17 protein-coding genes are annotated in these 19,408 nt (G+C 69.5%); 6 read left to right on the top strand and 11 right to left on the bottom strand.

Annotation, left to right across the window (positions count from 1 at the left end; genetic code table 11):
* Positions 1–58: 58 nt before the first annotated feature.
* The 4 genes from FB464_RS05985 to FB464_RS05970 all read right to left on the bottom strand — a co-directional run bounded on the left by FB464_RS05985 (position 59) and on the right by FB464_RS05970 (position 1,961).
* Positions 59–493, bottom strand: a complete 435-nt coding sequence (locus FB464_RS05985) for a magnetosome magnetite crystal formation protein family (protein ID WP_116414676.1) — start codon at positions 491–493, stop codon at positions 59–61.
* Between the two features lie 4 nt (positions 494–497).
* Positions 498–872, bottom strand: coding sequence for a pyridoxamine 5'-phosphate oxidase family protein (locus FB464_RS05980; protein WP_116414677.1), 375 nt, complete (start codon positions 870–872; stop codon positions 498–500).
* 12 nt (positions 873–884) lie between these two features.
* Complete coding sequence (locus FB464_RS05975) at positions 885–1,253, bottom strand: cupin domain-containing protein (protein ID WP_116414678.1); 369 nt, start codon at positions 1,251–1,253, stop codon at positions 885–887.
* 144 nt (positions 1,254–1,397) lie between these two features.
* Positions 1,398–1,961: a TetR/AcrR family transcriptional regulator gene (locus FB464_RS05970; RefSeq protein ID WP_116414679.1), complete on the bottom strand. Its 564-nt coding sequence runs from the start codon at positions 1,959–1,961 to the stop codon at positions 1,398–1,400.
* Positions 1,962–2,057: 96 nt separating this feature from the next.
* Between FB464_RS05970 and FB464_RS05965 the strand changes: the two genes are divergently transcribed.
* Positions 2,058–3,188, top strand: coding sequence for a zinc-binding alcohol dehydrogenase family protein (locus FB464_RS05965; protein WP_116414680.1), 1,131 nt, complete (start codon positions 2,058–2,060; stop codon positions 3,186–3,188).
* 20 nt (positions 3,189–3,208) lie between these two features.
* On the opposite strand, the gene FB464_RS05960 is transcribed toward FB464_RS05965, so the two are convergent.
* The 3 genes from FB464_RS05960 to FB464_RS05950 all read right to left on the bottom strand — a co-directional run bounded on the left by FB464_RS05960 (position 3,209) and on the right by FB464_RS05950 (position 8,737).
* Positions 3,209–4,060, bottom strand: a complete 852-nt coding sequence (locus tag FB464_RS05960; protein WP_116414681.1) for an ABC transporter permease — start codon at positions 4,058–4,060, stop codon at positions 3,209–3,211.
* A complete protein-coding gene (locus tag FB464_RS05955; RefSeq protein ID WP_170151906.1) occupies positions 4,057–6,702 on the bottom strand; it encodes an alpha/beta fold hydrolase in 2,646 nt (881 codons plus the stop codon). The genes FB464_RS05960 and FB464_RS05955 overlap by 4 nt, the downstream gene beginning before the upstream one ends.
* A gap of 85 nt (positions 6,703–6,787) precedes the next feature.
* Positions 6,788–8,737, bottom strand: coding sequence for an AMP-binding protein (locus FB464_RS05950; protein ID WP_116414683.1), 1,950 nt, complete (start codon positions 8,735–8,737; stop codon positions 6,788–6,790).
* Positions 8,738–8,851: 114 nt separating this feature from the next.
* Here FB464_RS05950 and FB464_RS05945 point away from each other — a divergent pair, with 114 nt between their 5' ends.
* The 3 genes from FB464_RS05945 (at position 8,852) to FB464_RS05935 (ending at position 11,505) form a co-directional block, all read left to right on the top strand.
* Complete coding sequence (locus FB464_RS05945) at positions 8,852–9,577, top strand: response regulator transcription factor (RefSeq protein ID WP_116414684.1); 726 nt, start codon at positions 8,852–8,854, stop codon at positions 9,575–9,577.
* Positions 9,578–9,715: 138 nt separating this feature from the next.
* The gene (locus tag FB464_RS05940; protein WP_116414685.1) at positions 9,716–10,738 is read left to right on the top strand and encodes an ATP-binding cassette domain-containing protein; all 1,023 of its coding nucleotides are present in this window, start codon (positions 9,716–9,718) and stop codon (positions 10,736–10,738) included.
* Positions 10,738–11,505 (top strand): ABC transporter permease, encoded by a 768-nt coding sequence (locus tag FB464_RS05935; protein ID WP_116414686.1) that lies wholly within the window; start codon positions 10,738–10,740, stop codon positions 11,503–11,505. Before FB464_RS05940 ends, FB464_RS05935 begins: the two co-directional genes overlap by 1 nt.
* Positions 11,506–11,575: 70 nt before the next feature.
* On the opposite strand, the gene FB464_RS05930 is transcribed toward FB464_RS05935, so the two are convergent.
* Positions 11,576–14,455, bottom strand: coding sequence for an ATP-binding protein (locus FB464_RS05930; RefSeq protein ID WP_116414687.1), 2,880 nt, complete (start codon positions 14,453–14,455; stop codon positions 11,576–11,578).
* 64 nt (positions 14,456–14,519) lie between these two features.
* Between FB464_RS05930 and FB464_RS05925 the strand changes: the two genes are divergently transcribed.
* Positions 14,520–16,130 (top strand): hypothetical protein, encoded by a 1,611-nt coding sequence (locus FB464_RS05925; RefSeq protein WP_116414688.1) that lies wholly within the window; start codon positions 14,520–14,522, stop codon positions 16,128–16,130.
* A 51-nt stretch (positions 16,131–16,181) separates the two neighbouring features.
* Here FB464_RS05925 and FB464_RS05920 read toward each other — a convergent pair whose 3' ends face one another.
* The 3 genes from FB464_RS05920 to FB464_RS05910 are packed head-to-tail and all read right to left on the bottom strand — an operon-like array spanning position 16,182 to position 17,266.
* Positions 16,182–16,571 carry a DUF6855 family protein gene (locus FB464_RS05920; RefSeq protein ID WP_116414689.1) on the bottom strand — a complete coding sequence of 130 codons (390 nt, stop codon included), beginning with the start codon at positions 16,569–16,571 and terminating at the stop codon, positions 16,182–16,184.
* A 33-nt stretch (positions 16,572–16,604) separates the two neighbouring features.
* The gene (locus FB464_RS05915; RefSeq protein WP_116414690.1) at positions 16,605–17,027 is read right to left on the bottom strand and encodes a type II toxin-antitoxin system VapC family toxin; all 423 of its coding nucleotides are present in this window, start codon (positions 17,025–17,027) and stop codon (positions 16,605–16,607) included.
* Complete coding sequence (locus FB464_RS05910) at positions 17,024–17,266, bottom strand: FitA-like ribbon-helix-helix domain-containing protein (RefSeq protein ID WP_116414691.1); 243 nt, start codon at positions 17,264–17,266, stop codon at positions 17,024–17,026. The genes FB464_RS05915 and FB464_RS05910 overlap by 4 nt, the downstream gene beginning before the upstream one ends.
* A gap of 138 nt (positions 17,267–17,404) precedes the next feature.
* On the opposite strand from FB464_RS05910, the gene aspS reads away from it, so the two are divergent.
* Positions 17,405–19,180, top strand: coding sequence for an aspartate--tRNA ligase (gene aspS, locus FB464_RS05905; protein WP_116414692.1), 1,776 nt, complete (start codon positions 17,405–17,407; stop codon positions 19,178–19,180).
* Positions 19,181–19,408 lie beyond the last annotated feature (228 nt).

The raw sequence follows: 19,408 nt of genomic DNA, 5'->3' as shown, positions 1-19,408 counted from the left end.
ATGCCCGCCGGTTGCGGCATTGTGCGGCGAGCGTGCCGTGCGGACGGTTCGGATTACTTCAGCGGAGGAACGGGATTGCGGGGAATCTCACTTCACGTCCGGCTCGGGCCTGTACGAGACCGATGATGCCCGCGATCACGTTCACGACGCCGAGCAGTCCCCAGATGATGATGGCGATGCCCCACGGGAAGAAGCCCTCCGCCTTGATCACAATCGCCGTGACGTAGACCGCTGCGCAAGGGAGCGTGATCAGGAGCACCGTGAGACCCCAGTTGGCGGCCCGGCGCCCGTTGACCCGGGCGAGCCCTCCTCGTTTGCTCTGAGTGATCCCGACGATCGTGACCACGATCCCGGAGAGGAAGAGGTTCAGGAAGGGCAGGACTCCGATGCCGAGAAGGTTCAGCCCCCAAGCGAGGGCACCTGTCGGTGCGGCCGGGGCAGACACGGGCGGGTAGCTGACGGAATCGGGTTGTGGTGTGGCTGGATCGCTCATCCGATCAAGCGTACCGATGACGGTGTCGCAGGCCGAGCATCCCGACCCGCAGCGTCCGGCGGGCAGGTTGCGACTGGTGGCCCAAGGGACGGTGGCGCATCAGTCGGTCGACACGGAGTGCGTCCACTGGCCGGCAACTTCCGCGAAGAGCGCTGGCTCGCGAACGCGACCCCCGCCCATCCGCGTCCTTCAGGATCAGGGTGCGCGCGTCGGGCGCACCTTCTTCGTCGACCGTGGCGAGTGTTGCGGCGTGCGGTTCGGCAACCCCGGCGTTCGCGGCGTCGCGGATCCAGGACAGGAACAGTTCGGTCGGGTCATCCGGGAGGTTGCCCGGATCGAGAGCCGGTGGGATGCCGGTGAGCGAGGGTTGAGTCCGCACGGCGGGCCCCGCTCACGGGCCTTCCGTGTGTGGCAGGAGTTCGACAACCGGGGGACCGGGGGTCAGCTCAGGGGCTTGGTCGGGACCGACCAGGAAGTAGCCCAGGAACGTCACACCTTCAGAAGTGGCGTCGAACCGGTCGATCAGAGTATCTGCCGGTTCGTAGAACACATCGCCTGCGCGAAGAATTGTCGGAGACCCCCCGTCGACCTGGAAGAAGACCGACCCGGACTCGATGGATCCGAAGACGGGCCCGTTGTGATGGTGAGGCCCACCCGCCACATCCGGTTGCAACGTGATCCGTCGCACCTGCACGGTTCCGACGGCTGTGTCGGGTAGCGACTGTTCGAGAAGCGTGACTCTCACCACTGATTCGGTCATGCGCTGATTCTGCCAGCCTTCTGTGCGCCCAGGGATGAGCGGCAATTCGGTGGGGGCGCCGTGGAACCACCAGCCTGGTTCCAGAACTAAAAGAGCCGCCTACTAATCAACTTGTTGACATAATGTGCATTATCAGCGCACGGTTCAGGTGGGACGCAGCGCTTCGGTGAGCTCCGCCAGGACGTCGCGCATGAGCGTGTCGAAGTCGGCAGTCGGACGTTCGGACCATTCCCCATATGCGGTGGTGAAGACGGTGACGGCAGTGCGGGCGATGAGCTGTGCTGTGCGCGGGGAGACCTGCCGGGACTGCAGGGCTGCCGCCATGGCGCCGGCCAGCGATTCGGTCTTGATGAGGCTGCGTTCCTGCAGCTCCGATGATGACGCGATCACCTGGGCCCGGAGGCGGGCGAAGTCGCTGTACTTCGCCAGGCTCCGACCGGCCATCACCAGCGCAGCGATGGCCACGTCGAGGGGTTCCCGTTCGTCGTCGGCATCCGCCAGGTAGCGCGTCACGGTCGCCTCGAGTTCGGCTGCCCCGGCGAAGAGCACCTCGCGCTTGTCGGGAAAATGATTGAAGAAGCTCCGCTTCGTGAGTCCGGCGCGCTCGGTGATGTCGGCGATGGGGACGTTCGCGTACCCGCGCTCCTGGAAGAGCGTCATGGCTGCGTCCTGCAGTCTTTCCAGCGTGTTGGGTTCCCAGCGGCTCATGGAACCGACTGTACACGCTGATTGCACTCGGTGCACTCATGTGCGACAGTAGTGACTGCACAGTGTGCAATCGAATGGAACCAGAGGGCCTTCACCATGACAGATTCACCCCGCAATCTCGCCGCACGAATCGAGCGGAGGCACGCACAACTCGTCGTCGGGCCGGCTCCGTACACGCGTCCGGCCGCCGGCCAGCTCGTCGTGAAGAACCGCGCCGTCGCGATCAACCCCCTCGACTGGATCATCCAGGCCGAGGGCACCCTCCTCTACGGTTGGCTGAACTACCCGGCTGTGCTGGGGACGGATGTCTCGGGCGAGGTCGTCGAGGTCGGCGACGGAGTCACGCGGTTCTCCCCCGGCGACCGGCTGTTCGCCCTGGCGGTCGGCACCGACAGAGACACCAACACCGGCGCCGAGGGTGCCTTCCAGACGTACACCGTCGTCGAAGAACGACTCGCCTCCCCGATTCCCGAGGGTGTCTCGTTCGAAGAGGCCGCCGTGCTTCCGCTCGCCGTCGCGACCGCAGCATCCGCCCTCTTCCAGAAGAACCAACTGGGCCTGCAGCTCCCGTCGTCGAACGCGGTGCGAAAAGGGGAGACCGTGCTGGTGTGGGGCGGTTCGACGAGCGTGGGAAGCAACGCCATCCAGCTCGCCGTCGCGGCCGGCTACGACGTCATCACCACGGCCTCTCCGAAGAACTTCGGCTACGTCACCTCGCTCGGGGCCTCGGAGGTGTTCGACTACACCAGCCCGACCGTGGTCGCCGACATCATCACGGCGCTGAGGGGCCGCACGGTGGCCGGCGCTGTCTCGTTCGGCACGACCGGCGCTCCCGCCTGTGTGAAGATCCTCGCCCGGACGACAGGCAGGAAGTTCGTCGCCATCGCTACTCCCCCGGTCGATTTCGCACCGCTCGCCGACCCGTCGCGCGGGAGGTTCGAGCGCGCCCGGGTCACCGCCCGGCTCGTCGCCGCGAACATCGCCCTGCAGTTCTCGGCGCGCCCGCACGGCGTCGGCCTGAAGTACATCTTCGGCTCCGATGTCAAGAACACCGACATCTGCCGGGCGATCTTCCGCGACTTTCTGCCTGCGGCCCTCGCTGACGGTTCTTACGTCGCGACGCCGAAGACGACCGTCGTCGGACACAGCGTCGACGATTTCCAGAAGGCGATGGACCTGCAGCGAGCCGGCGTGTCGGCTGCGAAGCTCGTGGTCTCCCTCTCGTAGGGCAGCGGGACGGGGGCCGCTCAGCCCGAGACATCCTTGCGTCCGAACCACCATGCCGCCACCGTCCCGAGCACGAGGGCCCAGACGAGCCCCGACAGCACCGAGTCCGCCACCGGTCCGAGGTCGGTCGGCACGGTCAGGAACTCGGCGAAGGCGGTCGAGTAGTGCGTCGGCAGGATGATCCGCAGGTCGCCGAGCGTCGGGATCGAGTCGAGCAGCCGTGACAGGATCGAGGCGAGCACGACTCCCCCGGCGGCCGCCAGCGGGCTGTTCGACAACACCGTCAGGAGCGTCCCGAGGCCGGCCGCCCACAGCAGGCCGGCGGCACCGGTGGCCGTGGCGAGGCCCAGCCGCCCGAGAGAATCTCCGAGCGACAGCTGCGGACCACCCGGAACCTGGATCCCGCCCGGTCCGTACGAGACCAGCCCGACCACGAGCGCCACGACGGTCAACGCCACGAGCCCGGCCAGCAGGAGTGTTGTGGCGACGGCCACCTTGACTCCCAGCAGCCGCAGCCGCGGCACCGGGATCGTGAGCAGGTACTTCAGCGTCGAACGCGACGCCTCCCCCGCGATCATGTCGCCGTAGAGCAGGGCGGCGATCAGCGTCACGAGGAAGCCCTGCGTGAGCTGCAGCACGAATGCGGTGAACGTGCCGCCGCTCGCCTGCGCGAGGGCGACGAGGGTTGTCGCCTGGTTGGTGCTGCTGCCGCTGGATGTCGGCGCTCCCCCGATGAGCAACGCGAGTCTCACGATGACCGGCAACAGCACCAGGATGAGCAGCACGATGCGCACCCGCCACTGGCTCAGCTGGCGCGCGAGCTCGACCCGGAACGGCATGGTGCCGTGGATGCGCGTGCTGACCCCGCTCATGCTGACGGCTCCGTCGGACCGATGAGCGAGAGGAACGCTTCCTCGAGGTTCCGGCCGCCCGCGACATCTCCCACGGGCCCGGTGGCGACGACCCTCCCGTGCGACATGACGACGATGTGTGAGCAGGTCAGCTCGACCTCGCCGAGCAGGTGGGACGACACGATCACCGTTCGGCCTCCTTCGGCGTAGCGCCTCAGCACCCCGCGGAGGGCCGTGATCTGCGGCGGGTCGAGCCCGTTGGTGGGTTCGTCGAGAATGAGCAGGTCGGGCATCCCGAGCATGGCCTGGGCGATCGCGAGGCGCTGGCGCATGCCCTGACTGTAGCCGCGCACCGGTTTGGCGAGGGCTCCCCCGAGGTCGGCGACAGCGAGTGCCTCGTCGAACCGGGCCTCGGCCCGCGGCCTGCCGGTTGCCGCCCAGAACAGGTCGAGGTTGCGTCTGCCCGAGAGGTGCGGCAGAAAGCCGGGGCCCTCGATGAAGCAGCCGACCCGGGCGAGCACCGGCGAGCCGGGTGCGATCTCCACACCGAACGAGGTGGCGGTTCCGGCGTCGGGGCGGATGAGGCCGGCCACCATGCGGAGGGTTGTGGTCTTGCCGGCACCGTTCTCGCCGAGCAGGCCGAGCACCTGCCCGCGCTCCACGGTGAACGAGACGTCGTCGACCGCGAGGAAGCCGGAACGGAAGCGTTTTGTCAGGCCGTGGATGCTGAGCGGGGCTGCTTCGTCGACAGGGGTTCCGGGGCGGTCGGGGGCAGAAGGGCTGGTGGGGGCAGGTCTTCTCGCGGCCCGTCGGCTGCGGAGCACGGCGAACCCGACGAGCAGGATGCCCGCCAGCAGTGTCGCCGCGATGCCGACCAGCACGCCCACCGAGGGCTGTCCCTCGCTCTGGTCTGTGGCGATCGGGCTGACGGTCGGCAGGCTGATCGGCCCGTCGAGGGCGACGGTGTACGCCGCCGGCGCTGCCTGGCCCTGGAACTGCGAGTCGGTGGTGCGGATGGTCAGCTGCAGCCGGTCGCCGGGGGTGAAGCTCCAGGCGGTGGCCGGGAGGGTCACGGTGACGAGGGTGCCCGTGCTGTCGCCGGCCAGCGGCACCCGGATCGGCGCGACCCCGCCGGGCAGAACCCGCACGGCGTCCCCCGTGGCGACGGAGAGCTGTGCGTACAACAGCGCTTCATCCGTAGACGCGGCACCGGATGTCGCCGCACCGGCGGCTGCCGCACCGCCGTCGGTGACCCCCACCCTCAGACGGACCGTGGCGGACCCGGCCAGAACGACCGGGTCGGTGAGCGGCGCGGAGGAGAACTGCGCCTGTTCGGCCGGGGAGTTCGCGGCGCCCAGCAGCCCCACCGCCGTGCGGCCGGCCGCGGTGCTGGTGTCGAGCCCCGGGAGCCCGGTGACGGCGGCCGGCTGGCCGCCCGGCGGGTTCACGATCGTCTTCGGGGCGCCGTCGAGGGCGAGCTGCAGCGCGTCACCCGATCCGCCGAGCCCCGGGTACTCGGCCGCCGTGACGATCCGGCCGAACGCGGTCGCGCTCGGTGGAACCGCATAGCTGAAGGTTCCGGGCACCGGCGCGTTCGCCTTCAGATGGTCGGTGAGCCACGACCGGATGACCGTATCGGTGCCGCCGATACCCCCGCCGTCGTGCCCGCCGTTGAACCACTGCACCTCGACCGGCGCGCCGGCCGCCGCCAGCTGCCGGGCGTTCGCGTCGGCCTGGTCGAGCCCGAACAGGTTGTCCTGGAGGCCCTGCAGCAGGAGCGTGGGTGCGCGCATCCCCGACAGCACCGTGGCGGGTGAGGATCGTTCCAGCAGGGCCAGGTCGGCCGCGCTCGGCTGGCCGCCGGCGACGAGGTTGGCGTAGAGCGCACAGAACTCCGGGGTGAAGCGTCCGCAGGGGGCACCGGGGGTGATGCCCGCGCCGAACAGCCGTGTCGTCCACCCGGACTTGAAGTCCCGGAGCCGGGCGGTCGCCGAACCGGATCCGTCGACGCTGCCCGCCGACCCCGGAACCAGGGCTTCGGAGAGCTCGTTCCAGGTGATGGCAGCGACCACGGTGTCGATCCGCGGGTCGGTCGCCCCGAGCATCAGGGCGAGGGCTCCCCCGTACGAACCGCCGACCGCGCCCACGACCGGGTCGTCCCCGACCTTCTCGACCGCCGGGTCGGCGGCCAGCACGTCGACGAGGGCCCGGGCATCCGGAACCTCACCGTCGAGCGAATCGAGCCCGATCGACCCGCCGGACTGGCCGAAACCGCGGGCGGTGTAGGCAAGGACCACGAACCCTGCGGCCTGCAACTCCTCCGCCTCGGGAGCGAGGTCGGCTTTGGTCTGCCCGAAGCCGTGCGCGAGCAGCACCGCAGGGGCCGGGGTCGTAGCGGGCGTGTAGAGGTCGGTGTCGATCTGGATGCTCGTGCTGCTGCCCGGCGCTTCGGGTACCGGCACGAAGGAGGAGCGCACCGCGGGGCCGGCGGTTGTGGAGGCGGTGGCGGAAGTCGTGGTGGTCGAAGCCGGCCCCGCTGCCGACGCCGTCCCCGCTGGCAGCGCCAGAAGCGGTACCACGAGCGCCGCGGCGACGGTGGCGATGACGATCCGCGTCCGGCGGCGACCCGCGCGAGCATCCGCCAGCCGACCCGTGTGCCTCATGCGTGACCTCATTCGCCCAGACACACCATGCTACGCGCGCCTCGGTCCCGTGCTCGACGGCCCTGCAAGCGTCGGCGGCGAGCGGCTACGAGCTGCCCGCCCCCACCTCCGCGGTGCGGAACAGCGCGAGCAGAGGATCCAGCACCGACACGTCTTCGATCGTCGCCGGAACCGTGTACGGCACCCCGTCGACGATCTGCCGCATGGTCTTCCGGAGGATCTTTCCCGACCGGGTCTTCGGCAGGCGGTCGAGTACGGTCACATCCCGGAAGGCGGCGACCGGTCCGATGTGCTCGCGCACCAGGGCGACCAGCTCGGCGACGAGCGTGTCGGGGTGGTGGTCGACGCCGATCTTGAGGGTCACGAATCCCGCGGCCCGCTGGCCCTTCAGGTCGTCGTGCACGCCGATCACGGCGCACTCGGCGACGGCCGGATGAAGCGTCAGCACCTCTTCGAGGGAACCCGTCGAGAGGCGGTGGCCCGCGACGTTGATGACGTCGTCGGTGCGTCCCATGACGAAGAGGTACCCGTCCTCGTCTAAATGCCCGGCGTCGCCCGTGGCATAGAAGCCCGGGAAGGCGCTGAGGTAGGCCTCGGCATAGCGCTCGGGGCTCCCCCAGATGCCGATCAGGGCGCCGGGCGGCAGCGGGAGGGCGATGGCGATGTTGCCCTCGACTCCGGGCTCGTCGATGGTCGATCCCGAGGCATCCACGATTCTCACGTCGAAGCCCGGCATCGGGACCGTCGTCGACCCGGCCTTGGCGGGCAGGGCTTCGATGTAGAGCGGGTTGGCGCAGATCGACCACCCCGTCTCCGTCTGCCACCAGTGGTCGACGATCGGCACGCCGAGACCGTCGTTCGCCCAGTGCCAGGTCTCCGGGTCGAGACGTTCCCCCGCGAGATACAGGGCCTTCAGGCTGGAGATGTCGTAGCGCTCGAGCTCGGCGAGACCGACGTCGACACGGCGGATGGCGCGGAGGGCGGTCGGCGCGGTGTACAGCGCGTTCACGCGGTACTCCTCGACGATCCGCCAGAAGGCTCCGGCGTCGGGGGTGCCCACCGGCTTGCCCTCGTAGAGCACTGTCGTGCCGCCGGCGATCAGGGGTCCGTAGACGATGAACGAGTGGCCCACGACCCAGCCGACGTCGGACGCGGTGAAGATCGTCTGCCCCGGCACGATGCCGTAGATGTTCTTCATCGCCCAGGCGAGCGCCACGGCATAACCGCCGGTGTCGCGGACGATCCCTTTCGGACTCCCTGTGGTGCCCGAGGTGTAGAGGATGTACAGGGGTGCCTCAGAGGGCATGCTGACGGGCGCGGCCGGTACGGCATCCACCAGCAGCTCCTCCCAGTCGAGCCACGCGACCTCGGTGTCGCCCTGGTAGTCGGCTGCGCTGCCGGGCACCGCGGCCCGGTCGCGCACGATCACGGACTGCACCCGGTGGGCGGCGAGGTCGATCGCCTTCCGCACGAGGTGCAGGTACTCGACGGCCCGGCCGGGCTCGAGTCCTCCCGATGCGGTGACGATGACCTTCGGTGTCGCATCGTCGATCCGCACGGCGAGTTCTGTCGCGGCGAAGCCCCCGAAGACGACCGAGTGGATGGCGCCGAGCCGCGCGCAGGCGAGCATGGCGACCACGGCATCCGGTGTCATGGGCAGGTAGACCAGAACCCGGTCACCGACGCCGACACCCTGGCTTCTCAGCACCCCGGCGAAGTCGGCGACCAGGTCACGGAGTTCCCGGTAACTGAAGGCGGCCTTGGTGCCGGTCATCGCGGAGTCGTACAGCAGGGCGGTCAGGTCGCCGCGGCCGGCGTCGACGTGGCGGTCGAGCGCGTTGGCGCTCAGGTTCAGTTCCCCGTCGGGGAACCAGCCCCACTCCCGGGGCGACCGCTGTTCGATCGCGACGGTCGGAGGGCGGATCCAGTCGACGGCCTTCGCTGCCTCCAGCCAGAAACCGGACCGGTCGGTCCTGCTGAACGCATCGACCTCGCTGTACGGTGTCGAACCTGACGAAACGGATGGCAGCTGCATCACTTCTCCCTTGAAATGTGGCGAACCCGACCGGCGCCGGATACCGGCTGGGTGGTAAAGTTCACGCTAATTCGGCTAGGGCAGGCGGATTACCCCCGAAAGTAGGTAGTGGCGATGGAGCCCCCGTTCGGACACGTCGAGCAGTCAATGCTCGACCGAGCCGTCGCGAGTGTGGCGAAGGCCTCGGGCACCGGGTTCGCGTTCGGCGGCTACACGGTGGGTGGTTCGCTGCGGGTGACCTCCTTCGTCGGAACCCGCACCCGCAATCTCAGCGGCCTCGTCGTGCAGCCGGCCCGGGGCCTCGGCGGCCAGGCGATGGCGGAGAACAGGGCCCGCATCGTCAGCGACTACGCCGGGTCGCGGTTCATCACCCACGACTACGACGGTGCCGTCGTCGGGGAGGGAGTCGTCGGGCTGTTCGCCGTTCCCATCACGGTCGAGGGTGCCGCGCGGGGAGTCATCTACTCGGCGTCCCACGCCGACACCTTCCCCGGGTCGGGTTTCACCCACCCTGTCGTCGAACTCGTCTCCTCCCTGTCGCGGGAGCTCACCACCCGTGCCGACGCCGCTCGCCGGGTCGATCACCTCGAACGCCGCCTCGCCATGCTGACGGGAACACCGGAGTCGCCGATGGAGAGTTCGAACATCCGGCTTTCCCCGCGGGAGAGAGATGTGCTGGTGCAGGCGGGTCTCGGCCGCTCGAATGCGGAGGCGGGAACAGCCCTCGGGCTCCGGGAGGTGACCGTGAAGGGCTACCTGGCGACGGCGATGGCGAAGCTGAACGCCACGAACCGTTACGGCGCGGTGCTGAACGCCCGCCGTTTCGGGCTCATCGCCTAGCTCGTCCTCCACTCCCCGCGCCCCGGCCGGACTGTAGCTGACAACAGCTGACAGGGCCTGACAGCGGCCCGACAGCACCCGCACCGCACACTCTTCTCAGACGCGCATTCTGACGCGCTTCTGCAGAGGAGTTTTCGCATGACAGCAGCCATCGAGGCCCACGGCCTCGTCAAACGATTCGGCAGGACGACAGCCCTGAACGGCATCGACCTGACCGTCGAGGAGGGGCGGGTGCTCGGCGTGCTCGGCCCGAACGGGGCCGGCAAGACCACAGCGGTCCGCATCCTGGCCACCCTGCTCCGACCGGACGGCGGCACCGCCACGGTCTCGGGCCTCGACGTTGTGCACCAGGCCACCGCCGTGCGGCGGAAGATCGGCCTGACCGGCCAGTTCGCCAGCATCGACGAGGACCTCACCGGCATGCAGAACCTCGTGATGATCGGGCAGCTGCTCGACCTCACAACACGGCAGGCGAAGATCCGGGCATCCGAACTCCTCGAGGAGTTCGATCTGACGGAGGCCGGCGGACGGCTCGCGAAGACCTACTCGGGCGGAATGCGCCGGCGGCTCGACCTCTCGGCCTCGCTCATCGGACGGCCCGCCGTGGTGTTCCTCGACGAGCCGACGACGGGGCTCGACCCGGCCAAGCGCGACGACGTCTGGGACATGATCCGCGTGCTGGTGCAGCAGGGCACGACCATCCTGCTGACGACGCAGTACCTCGAGGAGGCCGATGCGCTCGCCAACGAGATCACCGTCATCGACCACGGCACGATCATCGCCCATGACACCCCTCAGGGCCTGAAGCGGCAGGTGGGCGGCCAGACGCTCGAAGTACGACCGTCGGATGTCGCCTCCCTCCCCCGGGTGCGGGAACTGCTGGTGCGGTTCGGCACGCGCGAACCCGAACAGCCGGCCCCCGACCTGCTGTCGGTGCCGGTTGCCGGAGAGGGGGCGCTGACCCAGGTGGTCGCCGCCCTCGCCGCCGAGAGCATCTCGGTGTCGGAGCTGTCGCTCCGGCTGCCGAGCCTCGATGAAGTCTTCTACTCGCTCACCGGCCAGACGAAGAACGACGACGCCGCCAGCTCCGCCGACGCCGCCAGCCCCGCCGTCTCCACCAGCCCCGCCGTCTCCACCAGCACGAAAGGAGCGGCCTCCTGATGATCCGCGACTCCCTCATCCTCGCCAAACGTTCCGTCGTCAAGATGACACGGAATCCCGAACAGTTCATCGACGTCACCCTGCAGCCGATCATCCTCACCGTCGTGTTCGTCTTCATCTTCGGCGGTGCGATCGCCGGGTCGACAGGGGCCTACGTCGAGTTCGCCCTCCCCGGCATCATCGTGCAGACCATCATGTTCACCTCACTCACCATCGGCGTGAACCTGAACACCGACATCCAGAAGGGCATCTTCGACAGGTTCCGCTCCCTGCCGATCGCGCGCTCCGCTCCCCTGTTCGGCGCTGTGCTCGGTGACATCGTGCGGCACTCGATCGCCATCACCGTGACCCTGGTGTTCGGCGCCATCATCGGCTTCCAGTTCAACACGCCGTGGTGGCATGTCGCCGCTGCGATCCTGCTGATCATCGCGTTCGCCGTCAGCCTCTGCTGGGTCTCCGTGCTGATCGGGATGCTCGCGCGGAGCGCGGGCGCCGTGCAGGGCCTGTCGTTCCTGATCGTCTTCCCGCTCACGTTCGGTTCGTCGACGTTCGTGCCGGCCTCGACCCTGCCGACCTGGCTGCAGGGCTGGGTGGCGGTGAACCCCGTCACCCACGTGATCGAGTCGATGCGGGGGCTCCTCACCGGAACGACCGGTGTGGCCGGCGACACGACGACGGGACAGGTGCTCTGGGTGATCGCCTCCTGCATCGTGCTGGTCGGAGTCTTCTTCCCGCTGGCGACCTGGGCGTACCGGCGCAAGATCTAGCCGAGCTGGATCCGGGCGAGCTGGATCCGGTCGAGCTGGATTCGGCTGTGCTGGATCCGGCCGGCAGCATCTAGCCGAGCAGGTCCCTGAGCACGCCGACGGATTCCGGGCGCGCGGTCACTCCGGTGGCAGGGCGCCCGATTCCGGCGCTGTCGGCCGCCGCGCTGATCGCCATGAGGTCCGGGTGCGTCGCGTCGTACGCGCCGATGACGGCCGACGCGAAATCGGCAGCGCGCACGGCCGTCTCCACGTCGCCCCGGGCGAGGGCCAGCATCCCGGCGCCGATGGCGACACTGCCGATGATGGGCTGGTCGCGGCTCTGCAGGGAACTCTCCGCCGCCGTCCGGAGGTGCTGCTCTGCGCCGTCGAAGTCCCCGAGTTCGCGGGCCAACGCGGCCTTCGCCGTCTCCAGCACCGCAACGGTCTGCAGGGGCAGCGTCGAATGGGCGACCAGCTCGTCGATCTTTCCGACACGGATGCCCGCCGCCGCGACATCCCGAACCGCGACGTCCAGAAGCAGGGCGTTGACCAGAACCTGGATGACAGCCCGCGGATCGCCGCCCGAATCGGTCTCGGCGACGATTCGCTCGACGCGGGCGCGCGCCTCGTCGGACCGTCCGAGCCGCCACAGCAGGTGGATGCTCAGCCCCTGTTCGCGGGCGAAGTCGGTGGCCGACGCGATGGCTCGCATGGCGCCGGTCGAGGCGTCGGCGAGTTCGAGGGCCTCCTCGAGCCGGCCCTGGAGCGTGAGCCACTCCGCCCGCATCCGCTGGGCGAAGGCGCTGCCCCACCGGTCGCCCACCTCTGCCAGCATGTCGAGGGCGATCTCGGACTCCGCGCCGAGCTCGTCGACGGCGCCGCGGTTCTGCGCCGCTCCGGCCCGCATCACATGCAGAACGGCGGTCGGCCAGGTGTCGAGCCCCAGCTCCTCCCCGCGCGGGAGCCGCACGGCGGCGAACCAATCCGCGTCGGTCGCGACCTCGGCGAAGGCCAGCAGACTCGGCCCGAGCAGTTGGAGGAGCTCGTGGCTGCCGGGCCCCAACTCGATCGAGCGGAGAGGCTCGAGCAGGTCGTGCAGGTGCCCGCCGAGCACGGCCGCGTCGAAGTGGTCGGTGTCGTTGCCCGAGAAGTTCTCGAGCAGCGGCAGCACCAGGGAGAGGATCTTCGCTTCGTCGCCTTCGACCTCGGTGGCTGCGGCGGCCGCGGAGCGGAGCCAGTTCACCGCGTCCTCGTTGCGGTCGCGGAGCACCCAGTACCAGAGGCTCGAGACCGTCAGGCGTACCAGCACCTCCGGCAGCGGCAGGCCGGCCGCATGGCGGAGGGCGCTGGCCAGGTTGTCCTCCTCGTCGTCGAACCAGGCGACCCCCTCCAGGAGGCGCGGCCCGCGGAGCATCCGGTCGAAGTCGGCGGCGCGCTCCATCATGTAGCCGGCCTGCGCGGCCCTCGCCTCGGCCAGGGTGCCGGCTTCGAGGGCCCGCTCGATGCCGTACTCACGGATGGTCTCGAGTTCGCGGAAACGGCCGCGCGTGCGCTGCAGCAGCGACCTGTCGACCAGCGAGTCGAAGACCGCGGCATCCGGCAGCCCGAGCGCCGTGGCCAGGGATCGGGCCTCGACCACGCCCACTCCGGCCGGGAACACCGACAGGGCGAGCAGGGCGCGGCGCTCAACCTCATCGAGCAGGCTCCAGCTCCAGTCGATCATCGCCTTCAGTGTCTGGTGGTGCGGGATCCCCGTGCGATAGCCGCCGGCCAACAGGGTGAACCGGTCGTCGAGGCCGCTCAGGATCTCGCCCGGCTCCATCGTGCGGAGCTTGGCGGCGGCCAGCTCGATGGCGAGCGGGAGCCCGTCGAGGCGGGTGCAGATTCGGGCGGCCAGCACGACCTCGTCGCTCTCCAGTGGGCGGCCGCGCGCCGACTGAGCCCGCTGGCAGAAGAGCTCCACGGCGGGGAAGGCGGCGAGGTCTGCGGAGGTCGCCGATCCGATCCGTTCGTCTTCCGGGTGCGGCAGCGAGCCGAGACCGACGAACGCCTCGCCCGGAACGCCCAGCGGTTCCCGGCTGGTGGCGAGGATGCGCAGGCGCGGCAGGGACGCCAACAGGTCCTCCGACAGTGCGGCCGCCGCATCGATCACGTGTTCGCAGTTGTCGAGCACGAGCAGCACGTCGCGACCGGCCAGGGCCTCCAGGATGCGCGTGCGGCTGGACTCGCCGGTGGTCTCCGCCGTACGGAGCTCGCGGCCCGTCGCGGTCAGCACCGCGCCCAGGACCTCGCTCGGCCCGACGGGTGCGAGCTCGACGAGCAGCGCGTTGCCGCGGTGCGCGGCGGTCTCGATCGCGAGCCGGGTCTTGCCCGCTCCCCCGGTGCCGATGATCGTGACCAGGCGGTTGCCCGTCAGCTGCTCGGCGATCGCGTGGAGCTCCGCCTCGCGGCCGACCAGGCTGGTGAGCGGAGCGGGGATGGCGGAGTCCTGCCGGACGGCGACGTCCGCACCGCGCACCTGCACGGCGAGGGCGTGGTCGCGGCTGAGGTCGCGGAGGAACCAGTCGAAGTTCGGCGAGGGGATCCACGGCTCCCCCGCCCAGAGCTCGAGGGCCCGGAGTGCGTTCGGTCCAGCATCCGCGCCCCCACCCGCGGCCCGGTCGACCAGATCGGTGAAGACGAGGGCATCGACGTCTTCGCGGCGGAGGTTCAGCCGGTATCCGCCGGTCGTCGACTCGATCGAACCGTCGGGCAGCTGGGAGCGGAGCCTCGACACGATGGACTGCAGGGCCGCCCTGGTGTTCTGGGGAGCATCCAACCCCCACACGTCTTCGGCGATCGCCCGGTAGCTGACGGCGGTGCCCGCGTCGACCGTGAGACGGAACAGCACCGCGAGCTGCATCGTGCCCGACACCGCGATGGGCCGACCTTCGTGTTCGACCCGCAGGCCGCCGAGCAGCGCGATTCTCACTCCGCAACTCTAATGCGGGCGTGGACGCCTTGCGGTGCGCTGCGGAATAGCTGATGATTGCTCAATGACGGCTGTGATCAAACACGAACTGCGCGCCTCTGCCGGCGCCTTCGGAAGCTACCACCCCGAGGGCTGGCACCCGAAGCTGAGCGTCACGCTGTTGGGCCCGAGTGCTGCTGCATGCCAGGTGGTGTGGGCGGTCACCCGGCCTGACGGGGCTCCGTGGTTCGAGCACCGCGTGCCGGCTCCGGTTCTGGATGATCGGCAGATCGCCACCGTCGACCTGGAGCTCTGGCACGACGCACTCGACCTCGACGAGGCGGGTGCGGTTCCGTTCACCCTGCGTCTCGTCTCCGAGCCGGATGTCGTTCCCGGGGTCGACGAGCTTCTGCACGACGGCCGGATGCTCGTGATGAAGCTGCCCGGAGAACACTGCTACGCGGTCGCCACCGAGTGGATGCTGCCGCGTTCCCTCCTCGGTCTCGACACAGTCGACGAGCCCGACGCCCCTCGCCTCACCGGCCGGGTGTTCGTGGCGGGCGAGCCCGACGTGTGGCGACTCGAGGCGCACTGCTTCCGCGACGGAGTGCGGTTGGCCGGGGCGTCGTCGGTCGAGAGTGTCCACACGTTCACCGCGAACGACGGTCGGGTTCTCGGCCAGGAGGTGGGCTTCGCGTTCGACAGCATCCGTGGCTGGAACAACCTCTCGGAATCCGGGTGGGGCGGCGACTGGCAACTCCTCGACCAGAACGACGGGCGGTACCGGGTGGCCCTGGTGGACGGGCCGTCGCCCGTCGGCGAGGTTTCGTTTGAGGTGGTGCGCGGGCGGATCATGGCCCCGGTAGCCGTGGAACCCGATGCGGCGTGCGGGGCGGTGATCGTGGTCGAGCGCGCCGGTGGGGTGGGCGGGGCCCCGGGAGGCGACCCGTACGGCGACCCGGTGACGGCAGCCGCGACGACGACCCTCGACGAGGTCTACGCGTTGCGGCACGAGCTGCAGGCGTCGGACGGTGAGGCGACGCTCGACGACAAGGCGAGGCTCGACGACAAGACCGCGGCAGCGCTCCAGGCCTTCGTCGACCGCGCTGAACGCCTGCTCGTGACGTGGGAGTCGGAGTTGGCTGCTCCCCCGCCGTACGACTTCGGCCAGGTGCTCGCGGCCGAGGCCGTCGGGCGGGAGCGCGCGGGGTGTGAGGAGCTCGCGGCGGCGGTTTCGGGAGTCCCGGGCGTGCACGCGGTGCTCCTGTCCGGTGAGCCCATCGGTCTGGCCGAGTTGCGTGCCCGCACGGCAGCGCTCTTCCCGGCGGCCGAGACGCGCGTCGCGGCGTCGCAGCAGGCGGAGGTCGACGCACTCGCGCCGTACCGCGACCTTCTGTCGGGCGACAAGCTCGCCGTCTTCGACGACCACCCTGCAGACTCCTTCGTCTACACCACCACGGATCGCCGCATCATCGAGACCCCCGAGGAGCTCGCGGCGGCCGAGTTCTGGTTCTTCGAAGGCCCGCTCGACATTCCGGGCAGTGCCCGGGTGGAAGGGGTGGAGATCACCGGGAGCGTGCAGGGCTGGCGCGTGCTCGGCTGGCAGTTCGACGGCTCTGGCGCGGTGCTCGCCGAGTTCGAGTCCCAGGGGCTCGGTTCGAGCGCGCCGAAGACGGCCTTCCGGCCGCCGGTGTGAGGCCTCCGGCGTGAGGGCGCCGGTCTGAAGCCGCCAGCCTGAGGCCGCCGGTCAGAGCGCGCGGGCCGAGTTGTTCCGCGGGGTATGGGTCAGTTCGACGAGGCCGAGCTTCTCGAGCAACGGGGGCAGGTACATCCCGAACCGTCCGCGGTAGCCCTTCCGCAACCCGTACCACCCGCCGACGGGGTTGGCCTCAGACCGCCCCCACTCCTCGATGCTGCCCGCGGCAGCGATCTTCGATTCATCGGCGGCGCCGAGCGGCACCCAGTCGCCCTGCTCGATCAGCCAGCCGTGCAGGTCCTCGATGGCCCGGGACCGGTACGTCAGCTTCGTCGAGCCGACCTGGCAGACGAGTTCATCGCCCTCGATGTGCATCGTGTAGTTCGACGACCCGGGCGCTGTTGTCAGCTGCCACGGTTCCTCGGCTGTGCCTTCGGTCATCGCGTGTCCTTCCGCACTCCCGACTCTAGCGAGTCAGTCGACCCAGGGGTTCAGAACTTCCACCCGGATTCCGTCGAAGTCACCGACGTTCCGCGTGGCCAGCACCTCCGCGCCCGACACCTCGGTTATGGCCGCGATCATCGTGTCGGCGACGCTCGTCGACAGGCCACGGCGCTGGCGACGAGCTGAGAGATCGGCATAGTTGACGGCCGCCTGCTCGTCGAACGGCAGGATGCGCCCTTCGAACTCCGTCTCGAGCAGCAGGGCGACGGCGCCCGCCAGGTCGGCCTTCCGCTTCCCCTCGGGAAGGAGCGCCACCCCCCGCAGCAGTTCGGCAGCCGTCACAGCGGTGATGCACATCACCCTGCCGTGCTGCCGATCGAGCCAGGCGGCGACAGCTGGGTCTCCGCGGCGGCGCATCGCCTCGGAGACCACGTTCGTGTCCAAAATGATCATTCGTCAAATACTACAGGCTGTGTTGCTTCCCGCTTCATCTCGAACTCGTCGCCGATGTCGAATCGCGCGAAGGTGTCGCGAATCCGCGAACCGAGGCCGGTCGGCGTGGAGACCTCCGCCACGGCCGAGGTGAGAATCGCGCGAACCTCTGCCTCCATCGACCGTCCGTGCGACTGGCCGAGAGCCTTCAACCTGTCCGTCACGCCCGCGTCGAGGTTGCGTACCGTCACTGTTGCCATCAGGGCACCTCCTCCTCAAATGCTAGCAGAATGACAGCATGCTCTGAGAATGGGGTGGGGGCGACATCCAGAGCCGGGGCGGTGCGCCCGCCTCTACGATGGGAGGGCCCCAGATCTCCGACCCGAAGGACGTTCCCTGTGATCCGCACCCACGAAGCCGGCACCCTGCGCGCCGAACACGCCGGCCAGACCGTCGCCCTCGCCGGGTGGGTGGCGCGCCGGCGGGACCACGGCGGCGTCGCTTTCCTCGACCTCCGTGACGCGTCGGGCATCGTGCAGGTCGTCGTGCGCGACGAGGTCCTGGATGCTTCGGGCGCTCACGATTTGCGCGACGAGTACTGCATCCGCATCGACGGCGTGGTGCAGGTGCGCCCCGCGGGCAACGCGAACCCCGACCTGCCGACCGGTGAGGTGGAGGTGTCGGTGGCCGGCATCGAGATCCTGAACACGTCGGCTCCGCTGCCGTTCCCGATCGACGACCGGGTGAGCGTGGGCGAGGAGACCCGCCTCAAGTACCGCTACCTCGACCTCCGCCGTCCGGCGCCGGCTGCGGCGCTCCGCCTCCGCTCCGACGTCAACCGGGTCGCCCGCACCGTGCTCGGCGACCGCGGTTTCGTCGAGATCGAGACTCCGACCCTCACCCGGTCCACTCCGGAGGGTGCCCGCGACTTCCTGGTGCCGGCCAGGCTCCGGCCGGGCAGCTGGTACGCGCTGCCGCAGAGTCCGCAGCTGTTCAAGCAGCTGCTGATGGTGGCGGGTATGGAGAAGTACTTCCAGATCGCGCGCTGCTACCGCGACGAGGACTTCCGCGCCGACCGGCAGCCGGAGTTCACCCAGCTCGACCTCGAGATGAGCTTCGTCGACCAGGACGATGTGATCGAACTCGCGGAGGAGCTCGCACACAGCATCTGGGCCCTGGTCGGGCACGAGACATCCGCCCCGTTCCTCAGGATCACCTACCGCGAGGCGATGGACCGGTACGGCTCCGACAAGCCCGACCTGCGGTTCGACAGCCCGCTCACCGAACTCACGGACTACTTCGCGGGCACCGCGTTCCGGGTCTTCCAGGCCCCCTATGTCGGCGCCGTCGTCATGCCCGGAGGTGCCGCGCAGTCGCGCCGCACCCTCGACGAGTGGCAGGAGTTCGCGAAGCAGCGCGGCCACAAGGGCCTCGCCTACGTTCTCGTCGGGGAAGACGGCGAACTCGGCGGCCCGGTCGTCAAGAACCTCTCAGAGTCAGAGCGCGCGGGCCTGCAGGCGGCCGTCGGCGCAGAACCCGGCGACGCGATCTTCTTCGCCGCCGGCACGCGCACCGCGGCCCAGAGCCTGCTGGGTGCGACGCGCCTCGAGATCGGCCACCGCACAGGTCTCATCGACGAGTCGGCCTGGTCGTTCCTCTGGGTGGTGGATGCTCCGCTCTTCGAACCCGCTGGAGACGCTGTTGCGGCCGGGGACGTCGCGGTCGGTTCCGGAGCCTGGACGGCAGTGCACCACGCCTTCACCTCCCCCAAGCCCGAATCGATCGACACGTTCGACACCGATCCGGGCGAGGCGCTGGCCTACGCCTACGACCTGGTCTGCAACGGCAACGAGATCGGTGGGGGTTCGATCCGCATCCACCGCCGCGACATCCAGGAACGCGTCTTCGCCGTCATGGGGCTGAGCCCCGAGGATGCGGAGGCGAAGTTCGGCTTCCTGCTCGACGCATTCGAGTTCGGCGCCCCGCCGCACGGCGGAATGGCGTTCGGCTGGGACCGGATCTGCGCCCTGCTCTCAGGGGCGTCGTCGATCCGCGAGGTGATCGCCTTCCCGAAGTCGGGTGGTGGCGTCGATGCGCTGACCGAGGCGCCCGCCCCGATCACTCCCCAGCAGCGTCGCGAGGCCGGAGTGGACTCACCGGTCGCAGCGTCGTGAACAGTTCGTCGTTCGATTCCTCGCCCTGCTCGCGGATCTCCGGCACGTACCACGACTGACTCTCGGCGGGCAGCGGCTCCACCAGCCGGAGTCTCCGCCGCACGTCGCGCTCTGCACTGTGGAGGTGCCTACCCGTCGTGTTCACAGCGTCCGTTTCGTGAGAATGCCTCTCGGCCCAAGTCTTCGACGCTAGATGACGCACCCGGGCCCCGGCAGCCCCCGTTCGGG

The sequence above is a fragment of the Subtercola boreus genome, assembly GCF_006716115.1.
In the GTDB taxonomy this organism is placed as follows: domain Bacteria; phylum Actinomycetota; class Actinomycetes; order Actinomycetales; family Microbacteriaceae; genus Subtercola; species Subtercola boreus.
The sequence above is the reverse complement of the archived record's forward strand: the minus strand, read 5'-3'. Positions and strand labels throughout refer to the sequence as shown.

Coding starts and splice junctions, on each gene's coding strand:
- FB464_RS05985 (WP_116414676.1), bottom strand. CDS start 493: ATGAGCGATCCAGCCACACCACAACCCGATTCCGTCAGCTACCCGCCC.
- FB464_RS05975 (WP_116414678.1), bottom strand. CDS start 1,253: ATGACCGAATCAGTGGTGAGAGTCACGCTTCTCGAACAGTCGCTACCC.
- FB464_RS05970 (WP_116414679.1), bottom strand. CDS start 1,961: ATGAGCCGCTGGGAACCCAACACGCTGGAAAGACTGCAGGACGCAGCC.
- FB464_RS05965 (WP_116414680.1), top strand. CDS start 2,058: ATGACAGATTCACCCCGCAATCTCGCCGCACGAATCGAGCGGAGGCAC.
- FB464_RS05960 (WP_116414681.1), bottom strand. CDS start 4,060: ATGAGCGGGGTCAGCACGCGCATCCACGGCACCATGCCGTTCCGGGTC.
- FB464_RS05955 (WP_170151906.1), bottom strand. CDS start 6,702: ATGAGGCACACGGGTCGGCTGGCGGATGCTCGCGCGGGTCGCCGCCGG.
- FB464_RS05950 (WP_116414683.1), bottom strand. CDS start 8,737: ATGCAGCTGCCATCCGTTTCGTCAGGTTCGACACCGTACAGCGAGGTC.
- FB464_RS05945 (WP_116414684.1), top strand. CDS start 8,852: ATGGAGCCCCCGTTCGGACACGTCGAGCAGTCAATGCTCGACCGAGCC.
- FB464_RS05940 (WP_116414685.1), top strand. CDS start 9,716: ATGACAGCAGCCATCGAGGCCCACGGCCTCGTCAAACGATTCGGCAGG.
- FB464_RS05935 (WP_116414686.1), top strand. CDS start 10,738: ATGATCCGCGACTCCCTCATCCTCGCCAAACGTTCCGTCGTCAAGATG.
- FB464_RS05925 (WP_116414688.1), top strand. CDS start 14,520: ATGACGGCTGTGATCAAACACGAACTGCGCGCCTCTGCCGGCGCCTTC.
- FB464_RS05920 (WP_116414689.1), bottom strand. CDS start 16,571: ATGACCGAAGGCACAGCCGAGGAACCGTGGCAGCTGACAACAGCGCCC.
- FB464_RS05915 (WP_116414690.1), bottom strand. CDS start 17,027: ATGATCATTTTGGACACGAACGTGGTCTCCGAGGCGATGCGCCGCCGC.
- FB464_RS05910 (WP_116414691.1), bottom strand. CDS start 17,266: ATGGCAACAGTGACGGTACGCAACCTCGACGCGGGCGTGACGGACAGG.